Source organism: Streptomyces fructofermentans (genome assembly GCF_014651055.1).
Taxonomy (GTDB): Bacteria; Actinomycetota; Actinomycetes; order Streptomycetales; family Streptomycetaceae; genus Streptomyces; species Streptomyces fructofermentans.
On sequence record NZ_BMWD01000003.1, the window covers coordinates 261,516 to 286,312 of the forward strand.

The 24,797-nt window shown below is 73.2% G+C and carries 23 protein-coding genes and 1 riboswitch; of the genes, 11 read left to right on the forward strand and 12 right to left on the reverse strand.

Going from position 1 to position 24,797, the window contains the following annotated elements; all coding sequences use genetic code 11:
• The first annotated feature begins 248 nt into the window (after positions 1-248).
• Positions 249-2,354 carry a HelD family protein gene (locus IE265_RS06070; protein WP_190034307.1) on the forward strand — a complete coding sequence of 702 codons (2,106 nt, stop codon included), beginning with the start codon at positions 249-251 and terminating at the stop codon, positions 2,352-2,354.
• Positions 2,355-2,576: 222 nt separating this feature from the next.
• Here IE265_RS06070 and IE265_RS06075 read toward each other — a convergent pair whose 3' ends face one another.
• Together IE265_RS06075 and IE265_RS06080 are read right to left on the reverse strand one after the other, a co-directional pair.
• Positions 2,577-3,269, reverse strand: coding sequence for a copper homeostasis protein CutC (locus IE265_RS06075; protein ID WP_190034308.1), 693 nt, complete (start codon positions 3,267-3,269; stop codon positions 2,577-2,579).
• Positions 3,270-3,673: 404 nt separating this feature from the next.
• Entirely contained in the window at positions 3,674-4,345 is a 672-nt protein-coding gene (locus IE265_RS06080; protein ID WP_190034309.1) for a maleylpyruvate isomerase family mycothiol-dependent enzyme, read from the reverse strand.
• Positions 4,346-4,404: 59 nt separating this feature from the next.
• On the opposite strand from IE265_RS06080, the gene IE265_RS06085 reads away from it, so the two are divergent.
• The 3 genes from IE265_RS06085 to IE265_RS06095 all read left to right on the forward strand — a co-directional run bounded on the left by IE265_RS06085 (position 4,405) and on the right by IE265_RS06095 (position 7,422).
• A complete protein-coding gene (locus IE265_RS06085) occupies positions 4,405-5,046 on the forward strand; it encodes an HD domain-containing protein (RefSeq protein ID WP_190034310.1) in 642 nt (213 codons plus the stop codon).
• Between the two features lie 72 nt (positions 5,047-5,118).
• Complete coding sequence (locus IE265_RS06090) at positions 5,119-6,339, forward strand: Cmx/CmrA family chloramphenicol efflux MFS transporter (protein ID WP_190034465.1); 1,221 nt, start codon at positions 5,119-5,121, stop codon at positions 6,337-6,339.
• Between the two features lie 18 nt (positions 6,340-6,357).
• The gene (locus IE265_RS06095) at positions 6,358-7,422 is read left to right on the forward strand and encodes a GNAT family N-acetyltransferase (RefSeq protein WP_190034311.1); all 1,065 of its coding nucleotides are present in this window, start codon (positions 6,358-6,360) and stop codon (positions 7,420-7,422) included.
• 14 nt (positions 7,423-7,436) lie between these two features.
• Here IE265_RS06095 and IE265_RS06100 read toward each other — a convergent pair whose 3' ends face one another.
• Together IE265_RS06100 and IE265_RS06105 are read right to left on the reverse strand one after the other, a co-directional pair.
• A complete protein-coding gene (locus IE265_RS06100; protein ID WP_190034312.1) occupies positions 7,437-7,715 on the reverse strand; it encodes a DUF4031 domain-containing protein in 279 nt (92 codons plus the stop codon).
• Complete coding sequence (locus IE265_RS06105; protein ID WP_190034313.1) at positions 7,712-8,122, reverse strand: DUF8819 family protein; 411 nt, start codon at positions 8,120-8,122, stop codon at positions 7,712-7,714. Before IE265_RS06105 ends, IE265_RS06100 begins: the two co-directional genes overlap by 4 nt.
• Before the next feature lie 92 nt (positions 8,123-8,214).
• Between IE265_RS06105 and IE265_RS06110 the strand changes: the two genes are divergently transcribed.
• From IE265_RS06110 to IE265_RS06120, 3 genes are all read left to right on the forward strand, one after another.
• Complete coding sequence (locus IE265_RS06110; RefSeq protein ID WP_190034314.1) at positions 8,215-9,138, forward strand: MurR/RpiR family transcriptional regulator; 924 nt, start codon at positions 8,215-8,217, stop codon at positions 9,136-9,138.
• An 82-nt stretch (positions 9,139-9,220) separates the two neighbouring features.
• A complete protein-coding gene (gene murQ / locus IE265_RS06115; protein ID WP_190034315.1) occupies positions 9,221-10,255 on the forward strand; it encodes an N-acetylmuramic acid 6-phosphate etherase in 1,035 nt (344 codons plus the stop codon).
• Between the two features lie 277 nt (positions 10,256-10,532).
• A complete protein-coding gene (locus tag IE265_RS06120) occupies positions 10,533-11,120 on the forward strand; it encodes a hypothetical protein (RefSeq protein WP_190034316.1) in 588 nt (195 codons plus the stop codon).
• 111 nt (positions 11,121-11,231) lie between these two features.
• Here IE265_RS06120 and IE265_RS06125 read toward each other — a convergent pair whose 3' ends face one another.
• The 5 genes from IE265_RS06125 to thrC form a co-directional block, all read right to left on the reverse strand.
• Complete coding sequence (locus IE265_RS06125) at positions 11,232-12,356, reverse strand: NADH:flavin oxidoreductase (protein ID WP_229916057.1); 1,125 nt, start codon at positions 12,354-12,356, stop codon at positions 11,232-11,234.
• Positions 12,357-12,638: 282 nt separating this feature from the next.
• Positions 12,639-14,261: a chaperonin GroEL gene (groL, locus tag IE265_RS06130; protein ID WP_190034318.1), complete on the reverse strand. Its 1,623-nt coding sequence runs from the start codon at positions 14,259-14,261 to the stop codon at positions 12,639-12,641.
• 578 nt (positions 14,262-14,839) lie between these two features.
• Positions 14,840-15,046 (reverse strand): cold-shock protein, encoded by a 207-nt coding sequence (locus tag IE265_RS06135; RefSeq protein WP_007493268.1) that lies wholly within the window; start codon positions 15,044-15,046, stop codon positions 14,840-14,842.
• Positions 15,047-15,495: 449 nt separating this feature from the next.
• Entirely contained in the window at positions 15,496-15,771 is a 276-nt protein-coding gene (locus IE265_RS06140; protein ID WP_190034319.1) for a MoaD/ThiS family protein, read from the reverse strand.
• A 106-nt stretch (positions 15,772-15,877) separates the two neighbouring features.
• Positions 15,878-17,191, reverse strand: a complete 1,314-nt coding sequence (gene thrC, locus IE265_RS06145; RefSeq protein WP_190034320.1) for a threonine synthase — start codon at positions 17,189-17,191, stop codon at positions 15,878-15,880.
• A gap of 17 nt (positions 17,192-17,208) precedes the next feature.
• A riboswitch (SAM riboswitch) is annotated at positions 17,209-17,365 on the reverse strand.
• A gap of 189 nt (positions 17,366-17,554) precedes the next feature.
• Here thrC and IE265_RS06150 point away from each other — a divergent pair.
• Both IE265_RS06150 and IE265_RS06155 read left to right on the forward strand, forming a co-directional pair.
• Positions 17,555-18,502, forward strand: a complete 948-nt coding sequence (locus tag IE265_RS06150) for a glucosyl-3-phosphoglycerate synthase (protein WP_190034321.1) — start codon at positions 17,555-17,557, stop codon at positions 18,500-18,502.
• A 141-nt stretch (positions 18,503-18,643) separates the two neighbouring features.
• Entirely contained in the window at positions 18,644-20,041 is a 1,398-nt protein-coding gene (locus IE265_RS06155) for an alpha,alpha-trehalose-phosphate synthase (UDP-forming) (RefSeq protein ID WP_190034322.1), read from the forward strand.
• On the opposite strand, the gene otsB is transcribed toward IE265_RS06155, so the two are convergent.
• Genes otsB through IE265_RS06170 form a run of 3 tightly spaced genes read right to left on the reverse strand, consistent with a single transcriptional unit; the run spans position 20,029 to position 22,493 of the window.
• Positions 20,029-20,880 carry a trehalose-phosphatase gene (gene otsB, locus IE265_RS06160; protein WP_190034323.1) on the reverse strand — a complete coding sequence of 284 codons (852 nt, stop codon included), beginning with the start codon at positions 20,878-20,880 and terminating at the stop codon, positions 20,029-20,031. The two genes, IE265_RS06155 and otsB, sit on opposite strands and share 13 nt — an antisense overlap.
• Positions 20,881-20,938: 58 nt before the next feature.
• A complete protein-coding gene (locus IE265_RS06165; protein ID WP_190034324.1) occupies positions 20,939-21,178 on the reverse strand; it encodes a DUF3263 domain-containing protein in 240 nt (79 codons plus the stop codon).
• A 49-nt stretch (positions 21,179-21,227) separates the two neighbouring features.
• A complete protein-coding gene (locus IE265_RS06170; RefSeq protein WP_444545240.1) occupies positions 21,228-22,493 on the reverse strand; it encodes an ABC transporter substrate-binding protein in 1,266 nt (421 codons plus the stop codon).
• Positions 22,494-22,633: 140 nt separating this feature from the next.
• Between IE265_RS06170 and IE265_RS06175 the strand changes: the two genes are divergently transcribed.
• Both IE265_RS06175 and nagA read left to right on the forward strand, forming a co-directional pair.
• The gene (locus tag IE265_RS06175; protein ID WP_190034325.1) at positions 22,634-23,584 is read left to right on the forward strand and encodes an ROK family protein; all 951 of its coding nucleotides are present in this window, start codon (positions 22,634-22,636) and stop codon (positions 23,582-23,584) included.
• The gene (gene nagA, locus IE265_RS06180; RefSeq protein ID WP_190034326.1) at positions 23,584-24,744 is read left to right on the forward strand and encodes an N-acetylglucosamine-6-phosphate deacetylase; all 1,161 of its coding nucleotides are present in this window, start codon (positions 23,584-23,586) and stop codon (positions 24,742-24,744) included. The genes IE265_RS06175 and nagA overlap by 1 nt, the downstream gene beginning before the upstream one ends.
• Positions 24,745-24,797: the final 53 nt, after the last annotated feature.

The following is a 24,797-nucleotide window of genomic DNA, read 5'->3' on the forward strand; positions in this document are numbered from 1 at the left end:
GAGCCGTCCCCCGCGGGGAGGGCTCCGGCGTCACCGGTCCCCTAGGGGACGGGTGCGGGGACCGCCGCCCGCGCGGCGCGGACCGTTCGAAATCGGTTGGCCCCCGGCCCCGCCGCTCGCCTACAATCTCCGCTCTTGCCCGCCTCCCGTCGTGGAGCGCCGCCGTCCGGACGGAAACCGGCCGGCCCACCGCCACCCAGCAGGCCCGATCGGGCCCGAGCACGTCGCAGGTTCCCGGAGGCAAACCCGTGTCCACCCCGCCCGACTCCGCCGTGTCCGACGGCCCCCTCTCCCGTGAGCGCTCCCATCTCGCCGGTTCCCGCGCGGCCCTGCGTGCCATGCGCGAGGACGTCGAGTCGCTCGACATCCGGGACGTCACCGCGAACTGGGTCAACGCGGAAGTCCTCGCCCGGCAGATCGACGACCGCATCAAGGCCCTGGCCGACCTCTCCCACACCCCGCTCTTCTTCGGCCGCCTCGACTACCTGCACGCGGTGGGCGCCGACCTGGCCGAGGGTGCACGGGGCGAGCGCTTCTACATCGGGCGCCGCCACGTGCACGACGCGAACGGCGACCCCATGGTCATCGACTGGCGCGCGCCCGTGTCCCAGCCGTTCTACCGGGCCTCGAGGAAGACCCCCATGGACGTCGCGCTGCGCCGCCGCTTCGGATACACGGGCGGCGACCTCACGGCGTACGAGGACGAGCACCTCTCCGACCCGGCCGAGGCCGAGGCCACCAGCAAGCTGCTCCAGCAGGAGATCGAGCGCCCCCGCGTGGGCCCGATGCGCGACATCGTGGCGACGATCCAGCCCGAGCAGGACGAGATCGTACGGTCCGGTCTGGGCGGCACGGTCTGCGTGCAGGGAGGGCCGGGCACCGGGAAGACGGCCGTCGGCCTGCACCGCGTCGCGTATCTGCTGTACGCCCACCGCGACCGGCTCGCCCGCACCGGCACCCTGGTCATCGGGCCGAACGCGTCCTTCCTGCACTACATCGAGCAGGTTCTGCCCGCGCTCGGCGAGTTGGACGTCCGGCAGGCGACGGTCGACGACCTGGTCGCGCATGTGGAGGTCCGCGGCACGGACGACGCGGCGGCCGCGGTGGTCAAGGGCGACGCGCGGATGGCCGAGGTGCTGCGCCGGGCCGTCCGCGCGCACGTGACCCTGCCGACCGAGCCCGTCGTGGTCGTGCGCGGCTCGCGGCGCTGGCGCGTACCGGCCCATGAACTGGAGTCCATCGTCCGGGAGTTGCTGGACCGGGACATCCGGTACGGCGCGGCCCGCGAGGCCCTCCCGCAGCGGATCGCGCACACCGTGCTGGTGCAGATGGAACGCTCCGGCGAGGCGCCGGACGACCGGGTGCAGGACGCCGTCGCCCGGAACACGGCGGTGAAGGCCGCCGTCAAGGCGATCTGGCCGCCCGTCGACCCCGCGCGGCTGGTCCTGCGGCTGCTCTCCGACGCGGAGTACCTGGCCGGGCACGCCGAGGGGATCCTCACCGACGACGAGCAGCGGACGATCCTCCGGACCAGGCCGGGGCGCTCGCCGAAGACCGCCGCGTGGTCGGCCGCGGACGCCGTACTGATCGACGAGGCCACGGATCTCGTCCAGCGCACGCACTCGCTCGGGCACGTGGTGCTCGACGAGGCCCAGGACCTCTCCCCGATGCAGTACCGGGCGGTGGGCCGGCGCTGCACGACCGGTTCGGCGACCGTGCTCGGCGACCTGGCGCAGGGCACGACGCCCTGGGCGACCCGGAGCTGGGAGGAGGCCCTTCGCCATCTCGGCAAGCGGGAGGCCGTCGTGGAGGAGCTGACGGCGGGTTTCCGTGTGCCGACGGACGTCATCGCGTACGCCTCGCGGCTCCTGCCCCACATCGCGCCCGGCCTCACCCCGGTGGCCTCGGTCCGCGAGAACCCGGGGTTCTTCGAGGTCCGCGAGGCCGCCGGACCCTCCGGGACCACGGCCCCCGGCACCGGGGGCCCGGCCGATGTCGTGGCCGCCTGCGAGGAGTTGCTGCGCAACGAGGGGTCCGTGGGCCTGATCGCGGCCGACGCGCGCGTGCCGCTGCTGGCCGGCGCGCTGGAGGCGGCGGGCCTGTCCCACCTCGCTCCCGGCGAGGAGACCACCCTCGCGACCAGGCTGACCCTGGTGCCCGCCTCCCTGGCCAAGGGCCTGGAGTACGACTACGTGGTGCTGGACGAGCCGCAGGCCGTGGTGGACGGCGAACCGGACGAACGCACCGGCCTGCGCCGCCTGTACGTGGCGCTGACCCGGGCGGTCTCGGGCCTGATCGTGACGCACGCGGCGCCCCTGCCGGCCCAGCTCTCCGAGGCGGCCGCCGTCCGGTAGCGCCGACCGGGCGCACCGTGCGGGGCACCCGGCCCTGCGGCGGCCCGCCCGGTCCCCTGCATCCCCTGCATCCCCGACGGCCCGGCGCGCGGCGCCGGACGCGGGGCGCCGCACGGTGGAGGGCCGCCCTCGTGCCGGGTGGGTCCGGGCGGTCCGGCACCGGCGGCGCTGCGGGGTGCCGAAGCCGCCGCCGTGCGTGCGCCGGGGATCACGGGACGGCTCTCAGGAGGCGTCCACGGCGGCCCGCCACTCGCGCACGGCCTGCGCCGAGACCGGCCCGTGCCAGCCGCCGGGGCGGGCCGCTCCGCCGATGTGGAAGGCGTCGACACCGGCCGCCCTCAGCCGCGGCAGGTGGTCGAGGCGGAGCCCGCCGCCCACGAGGAGCCGCGGCTCGTAGCCGGGTTCGCCGCGCCTGGCCGCCTCCGCGAGCAGTGTCGGCAGGCCCTCGTCCACACCGGCCGCCGAGCCCGCGGTGAGGTACGTGTCCAGGCCGGGCAGGTCGGAGAGCCGCTTGCGCGACGCGTCACGGTCCGCGGCCCGGTCGATCGCGCGGTGGAACGTCCAGCGGCAGCCGTCCAGTTCGGCGAGCACCGCCTCCAGCGCGACCAGGTCGGGCTCGCCCGTCCCGTCCAGGAACCCGAGCACGAACTCGTCGGCCCCCGCGGCCCGCAGTTCGCGCGCCGTCCGCACGAGCAGCCGGACGTCCCCGGCGGCGAAGCCGTCCGCCAGACGCAGCATCACGCGCAGCGGGATGCCGACGGCGGCCCTGATCCCGGCGAAGGTCTCGACCGGCGGGGTGAGTCCGTCGGCGGCCATGTCGGTGACCAGCTCCAGCCGGTCCGCGCCTCCGGCCTCGGCGGCGACCGCGTCCTCGGCGTCGAGGGCGATCACCTCCAGGACTGCACGCTTGCTCATAGGACCTCTTCCGTCGGCGACTACAGGTCTAGTCCAATCGACAGCCTACGCGCAGAACGATCGACAGCCACGGGTATCACGATTCGCATCCGGTGCGTCACCTTCCGTCCCCGGCGGGGGCGGCGGGCGGCGGGACGACGGGTTCCGGAGGGAGGACCAGCGGGCCCGGCGGACGGAAGGGGACGGGTCCGGGGGACGGAACGGGACGGGTCCGGGGGACGGAACGGGACGGGTCCGGGGGACGGAACGGGACAGCGCGGTACGGGGCAGGACCGAGGGCGCGCGGCGGTGGCGCCGGGCGGGACGGGAGGCGCGGCGAGGAGCCGGAAGGGGGGCGGGACAGGGCTCGGCCCCGGGCCCTGCCGGTGTCCGGCACGGCCCGGGGCCACTCGCGGCGACCGCGGTCAGCCGTAGAGGTTGAGTTCGGCCTCGGCCGCACCCGCCAGTTCGTACCGGGTCGCCGTCAGCGGCCGCCCCGCGAAGAGGCGTACGAGGGTCGCCGTGCCGCCCAGGTACCGGGCGGGCGGCCGCTCGCCGGACGGCGCGCCCAGCAGCAGGGGCTCGTCCACGTCGTCCAGGTCGGCGTGCAGGGCGACGAAGCCCCGCTCCCGGGTGATCCGCGCCAGCAGGTCCAGGGCGAGCCCCGCGTGGGGACCCGCGTACGCCCCGGGCTCGCCCCACGCGTCCCGCACGTCCCCGGCATGCACCCACTCCCCCAGCCCGACCCCGTCCAGCGCACCTCCGGCCGCGGCGATCACCGGGCCCGCCCCGGTCATGCCCCGCTCCAGTTCGTCGAGGATGTCCGCGGTGGACCAGCCGTCCCGCTCGGCGATGTCCCGGGCGTTGACCGCCGGACCGAACACGCCGTCCTCGTACCGTTTCTCCACCACCCGCGCCAGGACGGTCGAGCAGTGCGCGACGACGTGCCGCACGGTCCACCCCGGGCAGCAGGACCTGACCGCGAAGTCCTCCTCGGGCCGCCCTCTCAGGAGCGGCAGCAGCGCGTCCCGCTCGGCGGCCAGCAGCTTCCCCGGCAGTTCCGGGTCCCGTACGTCGTGCGTCTCGGCAGCAGTCATGGGCCCACGCTAGGACGGGCGGCGGAGCATCGACAGGGGACAGGCGGAGAATGGCCCCCATGGCCGACCTCGACGCCCTGCGCACCCGCTGGCACGACACCCTCGAACGCGCCCGCGGGACCGGCGCCCCGGACCCCGCGCCGTACGCCGACGACCTGCTGGCCCGCTGGTCGGAGCCGCAGCGCCGCTACCACACGACCGACCACCTCGCCGCGGTCCTGGACCGGGTCGACGTACTGGAGCGGTACGCGGACGACCCGGACCTGGTCCGCCTCGCGGCGTGGTTCCACGACGCGGTCTACCTCCCCGACCGCTCCGAGAACGAGGAGCGCTCCGCACGGCTCGCCGAGCGCGCCCTGCCCGAGGCCGGACTCACCCCCGCCGCGACGGCCGAGGTCGCCCGGCTGGTCCGCCTGACCGTGACGCACGCGCCGGGCGACGAGGACGCGAACGGCCAGGTCCTGTGCGACGCGGACCTCGCGATCCTCGCTGCACCCCCGGCCGCGTACGCCGCCTACGCGGCCGCCGTCCGCGAGGAGTACGCCTTCGTGCCGCCGGACGCCTTCCGCGAGGGGCGCGCGGCGGTGCTGCGCTCGCTGGCCGACCTGCCCCGGCTGTTCCGTACCCCGTACGGGGAGCGCGAGTGGGAGGGCCCGGCACGGCGCAATCTGGCGGCCGAGCTCGCCGGGACGGCGCGATGAGCGGCCCCCGGCGGAATGGCGCCGCCGTGCGCGCGGTTGGCACCTGACATGCCCGTCCCGCAGCGCACCCGCATGCCCCTGGCCGTCTACGTGCTCGGGCTCTCCGTCTTCGCGCTCGGCACCAGCGAGTTCATGCTGTCCGGGCTGCTGCCGGCCGTCGCCGACGACATGGACGTGTCGATCCCGCGGGCGGGCCTGCTCATATCGGCCTTCGCGATCGGCATGGTGGTGGGCGCGCCCCTGCTGGCCGTGGCCACGCTGCGGCTGCCCAGGCGCACGACTCTGATCTCGCTCATCGCCGTGTTCGGGCTGGGCCAGATCGCGGGCGCCCTGGCCCCGAACTACGCGGTGCTCTTCGCCTCCCGCGTGGTGAGCGCGCTGGCCTGCGCCGGGTTCTGGGCGGTCGGCGCCGCTGTGGCCGTCGCGATGGTGCCGGTGAACGCGCGGGCCCGCGCTCTCGCCGTCATGATCGGCGGCCTGTCGATCGCGAACGTGCTCGGGGTGCCTGCGGGCGCCTTCCTGGGCGAGAGCCTGGGCTGGCGGTCGGCGTTCTGGGCGGTCGGCGCCGCCTCGGCGATCGCGCTCGTCGGAGTGGCCACGCTGATCCCGCGCATCCCGCTCCCCGCGGAGAAGCCCCGTCTCGCGCGGGAGATCCGCATCTACCGGGACCGGCAGGTCTGGCTCTCCATCTCACTGATCGCGTTCGCCGCGGGCGGCGTCTTCTGCGCGTTCAGCTACCTCGCGCCCCTGCTCACGGACGTGGCCGGTCTCGACAGGAGCTGGGTTCCCGCGGTGCTCGGCCTGTTCGGCGTCGGCGCGCTCGTCGGCACCACGGTCGGCGGCCGGATCGCCGACGCGCACCTGTTCGGGGTGCTGCTCAGCGGCATCGCGGCCTCCACCGTCCTGCTCCTCGCGCTGGCGCTGCTCGGCCGGTACGCGATCGCCGCCGTCGCCCTGTCCTTCCTGCTCGGCGTCTCCGCCTTCTACACGGCCCCGGCCCTGAACGCCCGGATGTTCAACGTCGCCGGGCAGGCCCCCACGCTGGCGGGCGCCACCACCACGGCCGCCTTCAACCTCGGCAACACGGGCGGCCCCTGGCTGGGCGGCCTGGTCATCGACGCGGGGCTCGGCTACGCGTCCCCGGCGTGGGCCGGGGCGGCCCTCATGGTGGGGGCGGCCGCGGCGACGGCGGTCTCGCTGCGCCTGCACCGGCGCGCGTCGTCCCGGGTGGTCCTGGGTGCCACCGTCGAGACGTCCGACGAACCGATTAATGCGTTTCGTTCCACGAACTGATCACCTATCCTCGCGGCCATGCGAGACATGGGCGGGGATCAGGTGGAGCAGGCCGTGGCGGGGGCGCTCGTGCCGCTGCGGGCGGCGGAGGGGCGCGACTGGGAGGTCGACGCGGGCCGTCTCGAATGGAGTTGCCGCCGGACGGCCGAGCACATCGCCTCGGACCTGATCGCCTACGCGGCCCAGCTCGCGGGGCGCCCCGCCGACCGGTACGTACCGTTCGACATCACCTTCGAGGACTGCGAGGGCCCCGCCGACGTGCTGGACGTCGTCGAGGCGACCGGCGCCCTGCTCGCCGCCGCCGTCCGCGCAGCCCCGCGCGAGGCGCGCGCCTTCCACCCGTACCCCTTCCGCAGCGCGAACCGCGAGGGCTTCGCCGCGATGGGGGTCGCCGAGGTGCTGCTGCACACGCACGACATCGCCGAGGGCCTGGGGCTGTCGTACGAGCCTCCGGCCGAGCTCTGCGAGGACGTGCTCACCCGGATCTTCCCGCACGTGCGGCCCGGCCCCGGACACTGGCGGACCCTGCTGTGGGCCACCGGCCGGGGCGACCTCCCGGACCGCGCGCCCCAGGACGACTGGCGCTGGAGCAACAACCTCGTCGTCCCGGCGGAGCGGCTCACGCTCCAGGGCGTCACCCCCGCGGCCGCCGCCGACCTGAACACCGGCGGGACCGGCGGCTTCGAGTGGATCGGGGGCGGCCCGTTCGAGGGGACGCGGGACGCCGCGGGCATGCTGGTCAAGGCGTACGAGGCGGGGGTGCACCGCCCCGAGTTCGGCGTCTTCGTCCTGGTGCGCCGCGAGGACGGCCGCGCGGTCGGCGGCATGGGATTCCACGGCGCCCCGGACGACGAGGGCCGCGCCGAGGTCGGCTACGACCTCGCGGAGGCGGCCCGCGGCAGCGGCTACGCCACCGAGGCCCTGAACGCCCTGTCCGCCTGGGCCCTGGCCCGCGAGGACGTCACGTCGCTCATCGCGACGGTGGACCGGGACAACTCCCCCTCCCGGGCGGTGGTCACCCGTGCCGGCTTCACCCTGTCCGGCGGGAACGAGGAGAACCACGTGTACGAGCTGCGAGGCTGAGGACGGCCCGCGGGTCACGGACCGGCGGGCTCCGCACGCCCCTTGGGCCTGCGCAGTCCGGCGGAGTGCAGCAGCCGCACCACCTCGCGGCTGCGCACCTGCACCGCGCCCGCCCGCACGGCGTCCTCGTACCGGTGCGAGGGGATGTCGTAGTGGTCCCGCTCGAAGGCCCGGCGCGGCACGCCCAGCGAGGCCGCGAACAGGTGGAGTTCGTCGTACGAGAGGTCGCTGACGAGGTGCGACCACATCCGGCCGTGCCCCGGCCAGTCGGGCGGGTCGATGTACACGGTCACGACGAGGGCGCCCCACCGGAGCCGCCCGCCGCCGCGCCGAGCGCGCCGACCGGTGCCACCTTCACCCCGGCCTGGTGGCACACCCAGTGCGGGTCGGGCCCCAACTCCGGCTCCACCTCCAGGGCATGGGGATCGCCCGTACCGCAGACCGGGCACAGCGGCCACCGCCCGTACCGCTCCAGCAGCGCGTCCTGCACGTCCTGGGCCACCAGGCCCGCCACGTATTCCGTGCCGTCGGGCCACTGCTCCACCCACCACCGGCGCTGCGCGACCGACTCCTCGACCATCGACACGACGTCGGCCTCCGCGACCTCCCCCGAAGCGAGATCGGAGAGCACCAGCGCACGGGCCGCGTGCAGCGCCTGCTCCAGGGGGCTTACGGGTTGCGGGGAGGGTGAGGCGTCCATACCCTCCATTGTGCTCCGCCCCCTCGGGCACCAGGGCCCCGCGGGGGCGGCCCGCCCTTGACCCCTCACCCGCCCGAAAATATCTTTCACATGTGACCCATGAAGTGAAGGAAATTTTCGCCGGCGACAACCCGCCCGCCCCCGCCGCCCTCGCGGCGAAGGTGCGCACCCTCGCCCCGTCGATGACCCGGTCCATGCAGCGGGTCGCCGAAGCCGTCGCGGGCGACCCGGCGGGCTGCGCGGCCCTCACGGTCACCGGCCTCGCCGAGCTGACCGGCACCAGCGAGGCGACCGTGGTGCGCACGGCCCGCCTGCTCGGCTACCCCGGCTACCGGGACCTCCGCCTCGCGCTGGCCGGACTCGCCGCCCACCAGCAGTCCGGCCGCGCCCCCGCGGTGACGGCGGACATCGCGGTGGACGACCCCATCGCCGACGTGGTCGCCAAGCTCGCGTACGACGAGCAGCAGACGCTCGCCGACACCGCGGCCGGACTGGACACGGTCCAGCTCGGGGCCGCGGTCGGCGCCCTCGCCGCCGCCCGCCGCATCGACGTGTACGGCGTCGGCGCCTCCGGACTGGTCGCCCAGGACCTCACGCAGAAGCTGCTGCGCATCGGACTCATAGCCCACGCTCACAGCGACCCGCACCTGGCCGTCACCAACGCGGTCCAGCTCCGCGCCAAGGACGTGGCCGTCTCGATCACGCACTCGGGATCGACGGGTGACGTCATCGAGCCGCTGCGGGTCGCCTTCGAGCACGGGGCCACGACGGTCGCGATCACCGGCCGCCCCAACAGCCCCGTCACCCAGTACGCGGACCACGTGCTCACGACGTCCACGGCCCGCGAGAGCGAGCTCCGGCCGGCCGCGATGTCCTCCCGTACGAGTCAGCTCCTCGTCGTGGACTGCCTGTTCGTCGGTGTGGCCCAGCGGACGTACGAGACCGCGGCCCCCGCGCTGTCCGCCTCGTACGAGGCGCTGGCGCACCGGCACAGTCCGCGCAGCACCCAGCGCTAGGGCGGACACGGCCCGACAGCGCGCCCGCCCGGAACCGCACGCCCGGCGACCGACCGCCCAGTCCCAGAAAGAGCCGTCGTACATGACCTCAAGCGCCGACGCGACCGACTCCTCCGCCGCCGGTCCCTCAGCCGGTCCTTCCGCCGCCCCCTCCACAGGGCCTTCCGCCGGTCCGGCAGCGCGGTCCGGAACCTCCGGTCACCGCGACCTGCGGGCCGAATTGGACACACTGACCACCGAGGCCTTCCGGCCCGAGCTCTCCGGGATCGACCGGCTGCCCACCCCGGAGATCGCGCGGCTCATGAACGGCGAGGACGCGGGCGTCCCCGCGGCCGTCGCCGCGCAGCTCCCGTCGATCGCCGCCGCGATCGACGCGATCGCGGAACGGATGGCCGCGGGCGGCCGCCTCGTCTACGCGGGCGCCGGCACCGCCGGACGCCTCGGCGTGCTCGACGCGTCCGAGTGCCCGCCCACCTTCAACACGGACCCCTCCGTGGTGGTCGGCCTGGTCGCGGGCGGCCCGTCGGCGATGACGACGTCGGTCGAGGGCGCGGAGGACTCCGCGGACCTGGCCGTCGCGGACCTCTCCGCCCTGAAGCTCACGGCGGCCGACACGGTGGTCGGTGTCTCCGCCTCGGGCCGCACCCCCTACGCGATCGGCGCCGTGGAGCACGCCCGCGGGCTCGGCGCCCTCACCGTGGGCCTGTCGTGCAACGCCGGCAGCGCGCTCGCGGCGGCGGCCGACCACGGCATCGAGGTCGTCGTGGGCCCCGAACTGCTCACCGGCTCCACCCGTCTGAAGGCGGGCACGGCCCAGAAGCTCGTACTCAACATGATCTCGACGATCACGATGATCCGGCTGGGCAAGACGTACGGGAACCTGATGGTCGACGTCCGCGCCTCCAACGAGAAGCTGAGGGCCCGTTCCCGCCGGATCGTCTCGCTCGCCACGGGGGCCTCCGACGAGGAGGTCGAGACGGCGCTCGCCGCGACGGACGGCGAGGTGAAGAACGCGATCCTCGTCCTCCTGGGCGGCCTCGACGGCCCCACCGCGGCCCGCCTTCTGGAGGAGAGCGGCGGCCACCTGCGAGCCGCGCTGGCGGCGGCCCCCCGCTGACGGACCGCCGGCGGACCGGCAGTCAGACCGACGGGCCCGCTCGGCGGGTGCGCGGACCGAGCGGGCCGGTACTCCCTCGGCCTCGGCGCCCGGACTCCCGGCGCGCGCACGGGTCCGACGGACGGGCGGGCCGACGGACCCGTGGACCGGCGGGCGCGCCCGGACCGACGGACCCGCCGACCAGCGGTCCGGCCGGACGGGCCGGACGGGCCGGACCGGACTGTCGGTGCCGCATGGGACGCTGGGTGGGCCGAACAGTGAAGGGATACGAGCCACCGTGAACCACGCGCAATCGACCGCCCTGGGCCGCGCCCTGCGGGTGCTGGGGGAGCACGGGGACGCGCTGTCCTCCGACACGCCCGACGCGAAGCTGCACGAGGTGAAGGCGGACCTCAAGCGGGCCCTGGACCTGCTGGAGGAGACCGTCACCACCGCCGCGCCCACCACGCGCTGCCCGGAGCACCCCACGGGCCCCGTCGACGAGGACGCCCCCGACCGGTGCCTGCTCTGCGAGACGCGCCGCCGCGTCGCCCGCAGGTCCAAGGTCAACGACTCGTTCCCGCAGGGGCGCCCCGACGCCGCCGACGGGAGCGGGCAGCGCGCCGGGTCCCGGTACGGTGTCCGGGCCGACCGCCCGCAGCCCCAGCAGCGATGGCTGCCCGAGATGTGGACGGGCCAGATCTGGCAGCTGTGCGGCACGCCCCGGCGCGACAAGCAGGACGCCGAGCTGTACCTCGCCGCTCAGCGCCGGGGCCCGCGGGCGGGCATGGCCTACCGGCTGGTCCACGAGTTCACGGACTACGAGGTGCTGCGCATCTGGGGCACACCCGTGAAGGTCGACATCGAGCCCATGGGAAACCTGTAGTCCGGGCGGGACGTCCGGGGCGCGGCGCCCGCCCCGCCGCACCATCACCGCACCGCCGGTGCCCGGACCGGCCCGGCTCAGGGAGCGGGTCGAGCCGGACCGGGTCGCCGGTCAGCTCAGGGAGCGCAGCGCCGCCGGGTCGTACGCCGACAGCTCGTCGAAGCGCTCGCCGAGCACCTTCGCCGCCCACTGCGGGTCCTGGAGCAGCGCGCGACCGACGGCCACCAGGTCGAACTCCTCGGCCTCGAGCCGGTCCAGCAGGTCGTCGATCCCCTTGAGCGGAGCGCCCTCGCCCTGGAACGCCTTGACGAAGTCGCCGTCCAGACCGACCGAGCCCACGGTGATCGCGGGCCTGCCGGTGAGCTTCTTCGTCCAGCCCGCGAGGTTGAGGTCCGAGCCGTCGAACTCGGGACGCCAGTAACGGCGGGTGGAGGCGTGGAAGGCGTCCACCCCGGCCTCGGCCAGCGGCACCAGCAGGGCCTCCAGCTCCTGCGGACTCTCCGCCAGGCGCGCCCCGTACACCTCCTGCTTCCACTGCGAGTAGCGCAGGACGACGGGGAACTCCGGCGAGACCGCGGCCCGTACCGCGGCGACCGTCTCCGCCGCGAACCGCGTCCGCGCGACGAGGTCCCCGCCGTACGCGTCCGTGCGGCGGTTGGTGCCCGCCCACAGGAACTGGTCGATCAGGTAGCCGTGCGCGCCGTGCAGCTCGACCCCGTCGAAGCCGATCCGCTCGGCCGCGGCGGCGGCCTCGGCGAACGCGGCGATCACGTCGTCGAGGTCGGACCGCGTCATCGCCCTGCCGAGGCCCTCGGTGCCGTCGAGCCGCAGCCCGGACGGTCCGACCGCGGGGGCGTCGGCGTACGGCGGCTGCCCGGCGGACCGCACCATGCCTATGTGCCACAGCTGCGGCATGATCGTGCCCCCGGCCGCGTGCACCGCGTCGGCGACCGCGGCCCATCCGGCGAGCTGCTCCGTGCCGTGGAAGCGCGGGATGCGGTCGCTCTGCCCCGCCGACTCGTGGCCCACGTAGGTGCCCTCGGTGACGATCAGGCCGACGCCCGCGGCGGCCCGGCGGGCGTAGTACGACACCACGTCCTCGCCGGGGACGCCGCCCGGCGAGAACTGCCGGGTCATCGGCGCCATCACGATGCGGTTCGGAACGGTCAGGCCGTTGATCCGGACCGGCCGGGACAGGAGGCGGGCGGTGCGGGAGGCGGAGGCGGTGGCGGTCACGTGGGGGGCTCCTCGGGTCGGCGGTGGGACATCCTCGGCCGCGCATGCCAACTGGTATGTGCACATGCATTGACCGTGCTCCGACGCTAACCCAGACCTCCGCCCCATGACCGCGCCCTCCCCCGCCCACTTCTGTGATCCGGGCCACTCGGGCCGGCGGTCCGTGATCCGGACCACTCCCGTCCGGCCGGCCCGGCCCCGGACATGCCCGAGGGCGGCACCCCTGGGAGTGGGGTGCCGCCCTCGGTCGCGTACTGCGACGAACCGCCGATCCGCAGGGGATCAGAAGTCCATGTCACCGCCCGGCATGCCGCCGCCGGCCGGCGCGGACGCCTTCTCCGGCTTGTCGGCGATGACGGCCTCGGTGGTGAGGAACAGCGCGGCGATGGAGGCGGCGTTCTGCAGGGCGGAGCGCGTGACCTTCGCCGGGTCGATGATGCCTTCGGCGATCATGTCGACGTACTCACCGGTCGCGGCGTTCAGGCCGTGGCCGACGGGCAGGTTGCGCACCTTCTCGACGATGACGCCACCCTCGAGACCACCGTTGACGGCGATCTGCTTGAGCGGGGCCTCCAGCGCGAGCTTCACGGCGTTGGCGCCGGTCGCCTCGTCACCGGTGAGCTCGAGCTTCTCGAAGACCGAGGAAGCCTGGAGCAGGGCCACGCCGCCACCGGCGACGATGCCCTCCTCGACGGCCGCCTTCGCGTTGCGAACGGCGTCCTCGATGCGGTGCTTGCGCTCCTTGAGCTCGACCTCGGTGGCGGCACCGGCCTTGATGACGGCCACGCCGCCGGCCAGCTTCGCCAGGCGCTCCTGGAGCTTCTCGCGGTCGTAGTCCGAGTCCGAGTTCTCGATCTCGGCACGGATCTGGTTGACCCGGCCGGCGACCTGGTCGGCGGAGCCGGAGCCGTCGACGATCGTGGTCTCGTCCTTGGTGATGACGACCTTGCGGGCGCGGCCCAGCAGGTCCAGACCCGCGTTCTCCAGCTTGAGGCCGACCTCCTCGGAGATGACCTCGCCGCCCGTGAGGATGGCGATGTCGCCGAGCATGGCCTTGCGGCGGTCACCGAAGCCCGGGGCCTTGACGGCGACGGACTTGAAGGTGCCACGGATCTTGTTGACGACCAGGGTCGACAGCGCCTCGCCCTCGACGTCCTCGGCGATGATCAGCAGCGGCTTGCCGCCCTGCATGACCTTCTCGAGGAGCGGGAGCAGGTCCTTGACGTTCGCGATCTTGGAGTTCGCGATCAGGATGTACGGGTCGTCGAGGACGGCCTCCATACGCTCCATGTCGGTGGCGAAGTACGCCGAGATGTAGCCCTTGTCGAAGCGCATGCCCTCGGTGAGTTCCAGCTCCAGACCGAAGGTCTGGGACTCCTCGACGGTGATGACGCCTTCCTTGCCGACCTTGTCCATCGCCTCGGCGATGAGCTCGCCGATCTGGGTGTCGGCGGCGGAGATGGAGGCCGTCGAAGCGATCTGCTCCTTGGTCTCGACATCCTTCGCCTGCTCGAGCAGGGCACCGGAGACGGCCTCGACGGCCTTCTCGATACCGCGCTTCAGAGCCATCGGGTTGGCGCCGGCGGCGACGTTGCGAAGGCCCTCGCGGACCAGCGCCTGGGCGAGAACGGTCGCGGTGGTCGTTCCGTCACCGGCGACGTCGTCCGTCTTCTTGGCGACTTCCTTGACCAGCTCGGCGCCGATCTTCTCGTACGGGTCCTCGAGCTCGATCTCCTTGGCGATGGAGACACCATCGTTGGTGATCGTGGGCGCGCCCCACTTCTTCTCGAGGACGACGTTGCGGCCCTTGGGGCCGAGGGTGACCTTGACGGCGTCGGCGAGCTGGTTCATCCCGCGCTCGAGACCGCGCCGTGCCTCCTCGTCGAACGCGATGATCTTGGCCATGTGAAGTGGTCCTCCCGGACAGGGGGTGGATTTCTCCGGACCGCGCTGGCGCCCGCGACGGACGGCCTGCCTGCCTCGTGGTTCCTTGCCCCACCCGGCCTGCGGGCCTCACCGACCCGGTCCTCGTTGTCACTCTCACCTTCAGAGTGCTAACGCCAATGATTAGCACTCGACCCATGCGAGTGCAAGCGGCTCGGGGTGATCCGCAGGTGGGAGCCGGGGTGCGGAAGGGGGCTCCGGGGAGACGCGGGGCGCGGAACCCCGGAACCGCGGGGGTACCGAGCCGCGCGAGTTCCCGGGCACGGGCCCGGGAACCGATGACAGCGCTCGGACAAGTACGCGAGCGCGAGCGCGGACACAGGCGCGGGCACGGACACGGGCACGGGCACGGGCACGGAAACGGACGCGAGCGCAGGCGCAGGCGCGGAGACAGGCAAGGGTGCGGGCGCCGGCCGGAGGAGCGGGAGCGCGCGCGGGCGTGCGGGCCTGCGGACACGCGGTCATGCCGAAGGGCCCGCACCCGGTGGGGTGCGAGCCCTTCGGAAGAAGAACGTCGCTGCAGTAAGTCGGCGCGTGCTTCAGCCGGTCGCCAGTCGGACCATGTCCGCCTGCGGCCCCTTCTGACCCTGCGAGATCTCGAAATCGACCCGCTGGCCCTCTTCCAGGGTGCGGTAGCCGTCCATCTGAATCGCGCTGTAGTGGACGAATACATCCGCACCACCGTCGACCGCGATGAAGCCGTACCCCTTCTCCGCGTTGAACCACTTGACGGTGCCCTGAGCCATGCCTAACTCCCCTATTACTGGCCCTTGCACAGATCCACACTTCGCGGATCCGGGTCAGACCTCACCCCCCAACGGTTGGGGGTGTGCGCCGGAACGCGTCGACCGCGGCTGAATGTATCTGTCCAACTGCCGTCTGCAACAGGTCAATCCGACGAGAATTCCGGGCACGACCGATCGGAAATATGTGAAGGATTCCCGAAGATTCAGGGCAAGTCGGGCCCCGTAAATGCCTTAAACGGCTCAAAAAGGCGGGGCACTTTGGCTGCTTCTTGTCGGCTTCGGGCGGGAACTCATATCGGTTCATCAGGCGGAGCGAAGCAGCTTCCCCAACTGTACCCCGCTCAACCATGCAGAATTGCCCCCTCCGTTTCTCTCACGGAGAGGGCAATTCGATGAACTCAGCGTATTCGGCGTTACCGACGGTAGCGATCAGCGGCCGAAAGGCCGGTTCAGCCGCCGGCGACGGCCGGGATGATCGACACGCCCGCGCCGTCCGGCGTCGCCGTCTCCAGCCCCTGCTCGAAGCGCACGTCGTCGTCGTTCACGTACACGTTGACGAAGCGGCGCAGCTTGCCCTGGTCGTCCAGGACTCGGGCGGCGATCCCGGTGTGGTTCTTCTCCAGGTCGGCGATGACCTCGGCGAGGGTCCCGCCCTCGGCCGCCACCTCGGCCCTGCCAGCGGTGTAGGTGCGCAGGATGGTGGGGATGCGGACGTTGACGCTCATGGGGACCTCCGTCGGGTCTGGTTCGTGGGTGCGCCCCGTGCGGGGCCGATGGGGGAGCTGCGGACCGGCCCCACCGGCCCGCAGCCCGGAAGGACCGCAAGGACCGCTAGGAACCGAGCCCGGCTTCCCGGAAGGAGTCGAGGCTCGGTCGGATGGTCGCGGTGAGCCCGGTGTCGGAGGCCACCGCGTCCAGGGTCTTGAGGCCGTCGCCGGTGTTGAGGACGACGGTCGTCAGGGACGGGTCCAGCAGGCCGTTCTCGATCAGCTTCCTCGTCACGCCGACGGTCACACCGCCCGCGGTCTCCGCGAAGATGCCCTCGGTGCGCGCGAGCAGCTTGATCGCGTCGACGATCTGCTCGTCGTTCACGTCCTCCACGGCACCGCCGGTGCGGCGCGCGATGTCCAGCACGTACGGGCCGTCCGCCGGGTTCCCGATGGCGAGCGACTTGGCGATGGTGTCCGGCTTCTGCGGCCGTACGACGTCGTGCCCCGCCTTGTAGGCGACGGACACCGGCGAGCAGCCCTCGGCCTGGGCGCCGAAGATCTTGTAGGGCCTGTCCTCGACGAGCCCGAGCTCGATCAGCTCCTTGAGGCCCTTGTCGATCTTGGTGAGCTGGGAGCCGGAGGCGATGGGCACGACGAGCTGGTCGGGCAGCCGCCAGCCGAGCTGCTCGCAGATCTCGTACGCGAGGGTCTTGGAGCCCTCCGCGTAGTACGGGCGGAGGTTGACGTTGACGAAGCCCCAGCCCTCGCCCGCCGGGTCGCCGATCAGTTCGGAGCAGAAGCGGTTCACGTCGTCGTAGTTGCCCTCGATGCCGACGAGCTCGCCGCCGTAGACCGCGGCCATGACGACCTTGCCCTGCTCCAGGTCGTGCGGGATGAAGACGCAGGACCGCAGGCCCGCGCGGGCGGCGGCGGCGCCGACGGCGCCGGCCAGGTTGCCCGTGGAGGAGCAGGACAGGGTCGTGAAGCCGAAGGCGCGCGCCGCTTCGAGGGCCTGCGCGACGACACGGTCCTTGAAGGAGTGCGTCGGGTTCCCGGAGTCGTCCTTCACGTACAGGCCGCCGGTGACTCCCAGCTCGCGGGCCAGGTTGTCGGCCTGCACGAGCTTGGTCCAGCCGGGGTTGATGTTGGGCTTGTCGGCCACGTCCGCGGGGACGGGCAGCAGCGGCGCGTAGCGCCAGATGTTCGCCGGTCCCGCCTCGATGCGCTTGCGGAGTTCCTCGGTGTCGTAGGCCGAGAAGTCGTACGCGATCTCCAGCGGGCCGAAACACTCCTCGCAGGCGAAGACCGGGCCGAGCGGCACGCGGTGGCCGCACTCGCGGCAGGAGAGCGCCGCCGCGGGGCCGAGGTCGACGGAGGGCGCCGAATCGGGGGAGGTCACGGTGTTCGTGGTACTTGCAACTGTCTGCGCAGCCATGGAGGCGAGGCCCTTTCTCCTCATCTTCCTCACGACGCACTTCGCCGTGAGACGGATTTGGCACCTTCCCTAGCCGGGAGCCTCGCTGGCTGATCGGCAATGATCAGAACGAGACCGGCTGGAGGGTTGCCGGGGCTTCAACGGGCCGTGTCCCTCTGCCCCTCTGGATGAGCGGTATTCGGTTGTCAGTATTTGGTTGTCTGCTCAACGACCCCCGACATGCGATGGTCATCAGCGTTGTTCAAGACTGTAACCGAAGGCCTGGATGGTGGAGAGAGCCGTCCGAACCGCGAGATGACAGCGACCCCCCTTCGCTGCCGCGGCGGGCACACGCATCCCAATGATCGCAAGGGAGAGCCGCACGTGCTGGAAGACGTCGAGCGCTGGCTGAGCACGCGCTCCTGGTCCGTCGAGGACCGCCCGCTCAAGAAGCTCATCGCCGCGAAGCGGTCCACCGGCTCCACGGTGAGCGTCGTACTGCCCGCTCTCGACGAGGAGGAGACCGTCGGCGAGATCGTCTCCGTGATCCGCCGTGAGCTGATGACCGCCAAGGTGCCGCTCGTGGACGAGGTCGTGGTCGTCGACTCGGGCTCGACGGACCGCACCTCCGAGGTCGCCGCCGACGCGGGCGCCCGCGTGGTGCACCGGGACGAGATCCTTCCCCGGATACCCGCCGTCCCCGGCAAGGGCGAGGTGCTGTGGCGCTCGCTCCTCGTCACCCGCGGGGACGTCGTGGCCTTCGTCGACGCGGACCTGAAGGAGTTCTCGGCCGACTTCGTCACCGGGATCGTGGGACCGCTGCTCACCGACCCCGGCGTGGACCTGGTGAAGGCGATGTACGACCGCCCGCTCGGCTCGGCCGCGGGCCAGGGCGGCCGGGTGACCGAGCTGATGGCCCGTCCGCTGCTGAACATGCACTGGCCCCAACTGGCCGGCTTCGTCCAGCCCCTGGGCGGGGAGTACGCGGCCCGCCGCTCGCTCCTGGAGCAGCTGCCGTTCCCCGTCGGGTACGGCGTGGAGCTGGGCATGCTCGTCGACGCCCTGCACCTGGTCGGCCTGGACGCCCTGGCCCAGGTCGACGTCGGGGTCCGCAGGCACCGACACCAGGACGGGCAGGCGCTGGGCCGCATGTCCGCCGCGATCTACCGCACCGCCCAGCTCCGGCTGGCCCGCGGGCATCTGATCCGGCCCAGGATCACCCAGTTCGAGCGGGGCGAGCGGGGCTTCGAGCCGCGCACGTACTCCGTGGACGTGGAGGAGCGGCCGCCGATGGCGGAGATCGAGGAGTACGCGCGGCGCAGGGCCGCTTAGGGCCGGGCCGCGGGGCCGCGCGGCGGGTCGGCCACGCACCCCCGGCGGGCCCGGCCCGCACCGGCCGTACCGGACTCCGGCCTGCTGTATACGGCCGATAGGAACGTTTGAGCGCATGGAGGCCGGGCTAGATTCCGAGGCATGGCTTCCACCCAAGGCGCCCCGATCCTCGTCGCCTCCAACCGCGGCCCCGTCTCCTACGCGCTCGACGACTCCGGCGGACTGAGCGCGCGGCGCGGCGGGGGCGGACTGGTCTCCGGGCTCTCCGCGATCGGGCCCGAGGCGGGTGCGCTGTGGGTCTGCTCGGCCCTCGGGGACGGGGACCGCGAGGCGGTGAGGCGCGGGGTCGCGGAGCCCGGGGTGCGGATGCTGGACGTCGACGCGCAGGTCCACGCGGACGCGTACAACGGGATCGCGAACTCGGTGCTGTGGTTCGTCCACCACATGCTCTACCAGACGCCCCTGGAGCCGGTCTTCGACGCCGGGTTCCGCCGGCAGTGGGCCTCGTACGAGACGTACAACCACGCGTTCGCGCAGGCGCTCGCCGAGGAGGCCGCCGAGGGTGCCGCGGTCCTCGTACAGGACTACCACCTGGCGCTCGTGCCGCGGATGCTCAGGGAGCTCCGCCCCGATCTGCGCATCGGGCACTTCTCGCACACCCCGTGGGCGCCGCCGGACTACTTCCGGCTGCTCCCCGACGACATCGCGGCCCAGCTCCTGGGCGGCATCCTCGGCGCGGACCGGGCCGCGTTCCTCACTCGGCGCTGGGCGGACGCGTTCACCGACTGCTGCCACGCCGTGCTGGGGCCCGGCATCCCCTCCGGGACGCGGATCGGGGTGCACGGCCTCGGGGCGGACGCGGACTTCCTGCGCGAGCGCTCGCACCGGGCGGACGTCGACGAGCGGATGGCGGCGCTGCGGGAGCAGATCGGCGAGGGCCGCAGGGCGATCGTGCGGGTGGACCGCACTGAGCTGTCCAAGAACATCGTCCGCGGGATGCTGGCGTTCCGTCAGCTCCTCGACGACGAGCCCGAGTGGCGCGGACGCGTCGTGCACGTGGCGTTCGCCTACCCGTCCCGGCAGGACCTCGCCGTCTACCGCGCGTACACGGCCGAGGTGCGGCGGGTCGCCGAGGAGATCAACTCCCGCTACGGCACCGAGGACTGGACCCCCGTCGTGCTGCACGTCGAGGACGACTTCGCCCGCTCGCTCGCCGCGTACCGGCTGGCGGACGTGGCCCTCGTCAACCCGATCCGGGACGGCATGAACCTGGTCGCCAAGGAGGTCCCGGTCGTCTCCGACGACGGCTGCGTCCTGGTGCTGTCCCGGGAGGCGGGCGCGTACGAGGAGTTGGGCGACGACGCGCTCACGGTGAACCCGTACGACGTCTCCGGCACCGCCCGCGCCCTGCACCGGGCGCTGACGATGCCCCTGGACGAGCGGGCGGAGCGGACGAAGCGGCTCGCCGCGGCGGCCACCGCGCTGCCGCCGGCCCAGTGGTTCCTGGACCAGCTGCGGGCGCTCGATCAGCCGAGCTGAGCCGCCAGCGCCTCCAGCACGCGGACGACTCCGGCGGGGCCGTCGACCACGAGGTCGGCGCGGTCGGCCAGTTCGGCCACCTCCGAGCTGCCGCTGCAGACGAGCAGGCCGGGCACGCCGTCGGAGCGGAGCTTGTCGACGGCGGCGAAGGCCGGCAGGTCGCCCAGGTCGTCGCCGCAGTACAGGACGGAGCCTGCGGCGGCCTCGCGGACGTACTCGCCGAGGGCGACGCCCTTGTCCATGCCCGACGGGCGCAGCTCCAGGACCATCCGGCCCGGCTCGACGATCAGGCCGTGGCGGGAGGCGAGTTCCGCGAGGGGCGCGCGCAGGGCCTCGAAGGCGGCCTGGGGGTCCTGGGCCCGGCGCGTGTGGACCGCGACGGCTCTGCCCTTCTCCTCGATCCAGGCGCCCCGCCAGGCGCCCAGGTCGTCGAGGAAGCCGGGGAGCTCGGCGCGGACGGCGGCGACCCCGGGGTGCGGGGCGGGAGCCTGGACGGTGCCCGTGACGGCGTCCCAGCGCTCGGCGCCGTAGTGGCCGAGGACCACGAGGTGCTCCAGCCCGGGGACGCCGGCGAAGCCGCCGTGCCGGACCGCGACCCCGGCGGGCCGTCCGGTGACGACGGCCACGGACGCCACCTTCGGCGCGAGGGCCGCCAGCGCGGGCACGGCGCCCGGGTGGGCGCGGGCCTGTTCCGGGTCGGGGACGATCGGGGCGAGCGTGCCGTCGAAGTCGAAGGCGAGGACGGCCCTCCCGGGCCGGGCGAGGATGGCGTCGAGGCCGTCACGGCCCGCCTGGGTCACGGGACGCGGCATCGACGGTGAGTCGGAGTGACTGGCCATGCCGCGACCCTATCCGCATCACCCGTGCGGGCCGCGGCGGAAGAGCGGGAAAGCCCGCTCAGCCCTCGCGCTCGGCCCGCCGGACCTCGCGCACGCGCCGCAGCCGGTTGACCGTCACCGGGTCGTGGGCCAGGGCGCGGGGTGCGTCCAGCAGGGCGTTGAGCAGCTGGTAGTAGCGGACGGGCGCGAGTCCCAGCTCCTCGCGGACCGCGCGCTCCTTGGCGCCCGGCGTGGGCCATCCCCGGCGCTCCAGCGCGAGGACGCTCCGCTCCAGCGGTGTCAGCTCCTCGTCGTCCATGTCCGCACGGTAGCGCGTGCCGCCGACAGCGGGGCCGGCCCGGCGGGCGCTACCGCCCGCTGTCCGCCGCTTCGGCCGCCCGCTGCAGCTGCCCGAGTACGGCCGCCGGGCTGCCCTGGGGGCTCACGGCCTTGCCCACGCGCTGCTTGATCTCCGCGCTGACCGTGGCCCAGGACGTCTTGTCCACCGGGTACAGCTCGGAGTTGGGCAGTTCCTTCAGGAAGCCCTGGAGGTCGGCGTCGTCCTTGTCGGCCGCCATGGCGTCGGACGCGGACGTGGTCACGGGCAGCAGGTCGTACGCGTGCGAGAAGGCCAGCACGTTCTTCTCGCTGTACACGTAGTCGAGGAACTCGCCGATCTCCTTCGCGTGCCCGTTCTTCTTGAACGCCATCATCCAGTCGGCGACGCCCATGGTGGCCTTGGAGCGCCCGTTGATCCCGGGCACCGGCACCATGCCGAACTTCACGCCCTTCGCGGCGGCGGCCCGCATCAGCGTGGGGTGCCCGTTGAGCATCCCGACCTCGCCGCGGGCGAACGCCGCGAAGGCCTTGGCGCGGTCGAGCTTCGCGGGGGCGACCGGTCCGGTGAGGCCCTTCTCGACCAGCTCCTCCTTCAGCCAGGTGAAGGTGTCGACGTTGTGCTCGGAGTCGAGCGCGTAGGAGCCGACCGTGTCGGTGTAGCCGTCGCCGCCGCTCAGCAGCCACATCATGGTCTCGGCCTGGGCCTCCTCGGGCCCCAGCGGCAGCGCGTACGGGTACTTCACGCCGCGCGCCTTGAGCGCCTGCGCGTCGGCGGCGAGCTGGCCCCAGCTCTGCGGCGGCGTGAGGCCGGCGTCCGCGAAGAGCTTCTTGTTGTAGAAGAGCAGCCGCGTCGAGGAGGCGAACGGCATCCCGTACTGGGTCCGGTCGACCTCGCCCGCCTCGGCGAGCTGCGGCACGAAGTCGGCCTGGGTCTCGATGGAGAGCAGGTCCCCGACCCGGTAGAGGTCGCCCTCCGCCGCGTAGTCGGCGTACGTGCCGATCTGCGCCATGTCGGGCGGGGTCCCCCGGTCGACCATCCTCTTGACCTCGGCGTCGACGTCGTTCCACGAGTGGACGTCGACCTCGACCGTGACGCCGGGGTGCTTCGCCTCGTACGCCGCGGCCAGGGCGTCCCAGTACTTCTGGGAGCTGTTCGCCCTCGAGTCCCCGTAGTCGGCGGCCACGAGCCTGAGCGTGACGTCCTCCGGCTCGTCGGAGCCGCCGCAGCCGCCGAGGGTGGCCGTCATGCCCAGCGCGGAAACCGCCGCTATCAGACCTGTCACTCTCCGCTGCACCGCTGCCGTCCCCAACCCTGTCGTCGCGTCCGTGGATTCGCTCGTGCGATCCAAGGATTTCGATTAGCAATTTCGCTGTAAGGTCTACACCACGTAAGTGGACTAGACCTCTCGTGGGGTAAGGGGCGACACTGTACTCCGTGAGACATGTCATCGCCCTGGACGTGGGCGGCACCGGGATGAAGGCCGCCCTCGTGGGGGCGGACGGCGAGCTGCTGCACCAGGCCCGCCGCGCCACCGGCCGCGAGCGCGGCCCGGACTCCGTGGTGGAGTCGGTCCTCGACTTCGCGGCGGACCTGCGCGCGCACGGCGAGCGGCACTTCGGCGCACCCGCCGCGGCCGCCGGCGTCGCGGTGCCCGGCATCGTCGACTCCGACCGCGGGATCGCGGCCTACTCGGCCAACCTCGGCTGGCGCGACGTACCCCTGCGGGACCTGCTCGGCGAACGCCTGCACGGAGTCCCGGTGGCCCTCGGCCACGACGTGCGCACCGGCGGGCTCGCCGAGGGCCGCATCGGTGCGGGCCGGGGCTCCGACCGCTTCCTCTTCGTACCGCTCGGCACCGGCATCGCGGGTGCGATCGGCATCGAGGGCCGCGTGGAGGCGGGCGCGCACGGCTTCGCGGGCGAGATCGGCCACATCGTCGTACGCCGCGACGGGGTGCCCTGTCCCTGCGGACAGCGCGGCTGCCTGGAGCGGTACGCGTCAGCCGCCGCGGTCGGCGAGGCCTGGGCCGCCGCGTCCGGCGACCCCGACGCGGACGCCGCCGGCTGCGCGAAGGCCGTCGGCTCCGGGGACCCCCGGGCACAAGCCGTGTGGCAGGAGGCCGTCGACGCGCTCGCCGACGGGCTCGTCACCGCTCTCACTCTGCTGGACCCCCGCACCCTCATCATCGGTGGCGGTCTCGCCGAGGCGGGGGAAACCTTGTTCACACCCCTGCGCGCCGCCGTCGGGCGACGCCTCACGTTCCAGAAACCGCCGTCCGTCGTCCCCGCGGTCCTGGGGGACACGGCCGGCTGCCGGGGTGCCGGGCTGCTCGCCTGGGACCTGCTGTCCACCACACCCACCGCCCCCTCGGAGGTAACCGCCTGATGGCCACTAGCAACGTGCTCGCCGGTGCCAGGGTGGTACTGCCCACCGGGGTCGTGGACGGCGGCCGGGTGATCGTCGACGGCACGCGGATCGCCGGGAGCGCTCCCGCGGACGCCCCCTCGACCGATCTCTCCGGACACTGGCTGGTCCCCGGCTTCGTCGACATGCACAACCACGGCGGCGGCGGCGCGTCCTTCACCTCGGGATCGGTCGACGAGGTCCTCCGGGGCATCGGAACCCACCGGGCGCACGGCACGACGACCCTCGTCGCCTCGACCGTGACCGGCGACATGGACGGCCTCGCGCAGCGCGCCGGGCTGCTGTCCGAACTGGCCGAGCAGGGCGACATCGCGGGCATCCACTTCGAGGGCCCCTTCATCTCGCCGTGCCGCAAGGGCGCCCACTCGGAGGAACTGCTGCGCGACCCCGACCCGGCGGAGGTGCGCAAACTGATCGACGCGGCCCGCGGCCGGGCCAGCATGGTCACGCTCGCCACCGAACTGCCGGGCGGCATCGACTCCGTACGCCTGCTCGTCGAGCACGGCGTGATCGCGGCGATCGGCCACACGGACGCGACGTACGAGCAGACGGTGGAGGCGATCGACGCGGGGGCGACCGTGGCCACGCACCTCTTCAACGCGATGCCCGTGCTCGGCCACCGCACCCCGGGCCCGATCGCGGCCCTGCTGGAGGACGAGCGGATCACGGTCGAGCTGATCAACGACGGCACCCATCTGCACCCCGCCTCCCTCCAGTTGGCCTTCCACCACGCGGGCGGCGACCGTGTGGCGTTCATCACGGACGCCATGGACGCGGCGGGCTTCGGCGACGGCCGGTACATGCTCGGCCCGCTGGAGGTCGAGGTCAGCGAGGGAGTGGCACGACTGGTGGACGGCGGCTCGATCGCCGGGTCGACACTCACCCTGGACCGGGCGTTCAAGCGGGCGGTGACCGTGGACCGGCTGCCCGTCGAGGACGTCGTCGCGGCGGTCTCGGCCAATCCGGCCCGGCTGCTGGGCCTGTACGACCGGGTGGGCTCCCTGGAGCCGGGCAAGGACGCGGACCTCGTGGTCCTCGACGCCGCGTTCGAGGTCAAGGGCGTGATGCGCCGGGGCGAATGGCTCGTCGAACCTCCGGCGATTGCGCCCCAACTGCGCTGATTGCTCCAGTTGTTGCCTGCGGTGGTCGGCCAGGGGGACTGGGCCGACCACCG

Coding starts and splice junctions, on each gene's coding strand:
- IE265_RS06075 (WP_190034308.1), bottom strand. CDS start 3,269: ATGAGCAAGCGTGCAGTCCTGGAGGTGATCGCCCTCGACGCCGAGGAC.
- IE265_RS06080 (WP_190034309.1), bottom strand. CDS start 4,345: ATGACTGCTGCCGAGACGCACGACGTACGGGACCCGGAACTGCCGGGG.
- IE265_RS06085 (WP_190034310.1), top strand. CDS start 4,405: ATGGCCGACCTCGACGCCCTGCGCACCCGCTGGCACGACACCCTCGAA.
- IE265_RS06090 (WP_190034465.1), top strand. CDS start 5,119: ATGCCCCTGGCCGTCTACGTGCTCGGGCTCTCCGTCTTCGCGCTCGGC.
- IE265_RS06095 (WP_190034311.1), top strand. CDS start 6,358: ATGCGAGACATGGGCGGGGATCAGGTGGAGCAGGCCGTGGCGGGGGCG.
- IE265_RS06105 (WP_190034313.1), bottom strand. CDS start 8,122: ATGGACGCCTCACCCTCCCCGCAACCCGTAAGCCCCCTGGAGCAGGCG.
- murQ (WP_190034315.1), top strand. CDS start 9,221: ATGACCTCAAGCGCCGACGCGACCGACTCCTCCGCCGCCGGTCCCTCA.
- groL (WP_190034318.1), bottom strand. CDS start 14,261: ATGGCCAAGATCATCGCGTTCGACGAGGAGGCACGGCGCGGTCTCGAG.
- IE265_RS06135 (WP_007493268.1), bottom strand. CDS start 15,046: ATGGCTCAGGGCACCGTCAAGTGGTTCAACGCGGAGAAGGGGTACGGC.
- IE265_RS06140 (WP_190034319.1), bottom strand. CDS start 15,771: ATGAGCGTCAACGTCCGCATCCCCACCATCCTGCGCACCTACACCGCT.
- thrC (WP_190034320.1), bottom strand. CDS start 17,191: ATGGCTGCGCAGACAGTTGCAAGTACCACGAACACCGTGACCTCCCCC.
- IE265_RS06155 (WP_190034322.1), top strand. CDS start 18,644: ATGGCTTCCACCCAAGGCGCCCCGATCCTCGTCGCCTCCAACCGCGGC.
- otsB (WP_190034323.1), bottom strand. CDS start 20,880: ATGGCCAGTCACTCCGACTCACCGTCGATGCCGCGTCCCGTGACCCAG.
- IE265_RS06165 (WP_190034324.1), bottom strand. CDS start 21,178: ATGGACGACGAGGAGCTGACACCGCTGGAGCGGAGCGTCCTCGCGCTG.
- nagA (WP_190034326.1), top strand. CDS start 23,584: ATGGCCACTAGCAACGTGCTCGCCGGTGCCAGGGTGGTACTGCCCACC.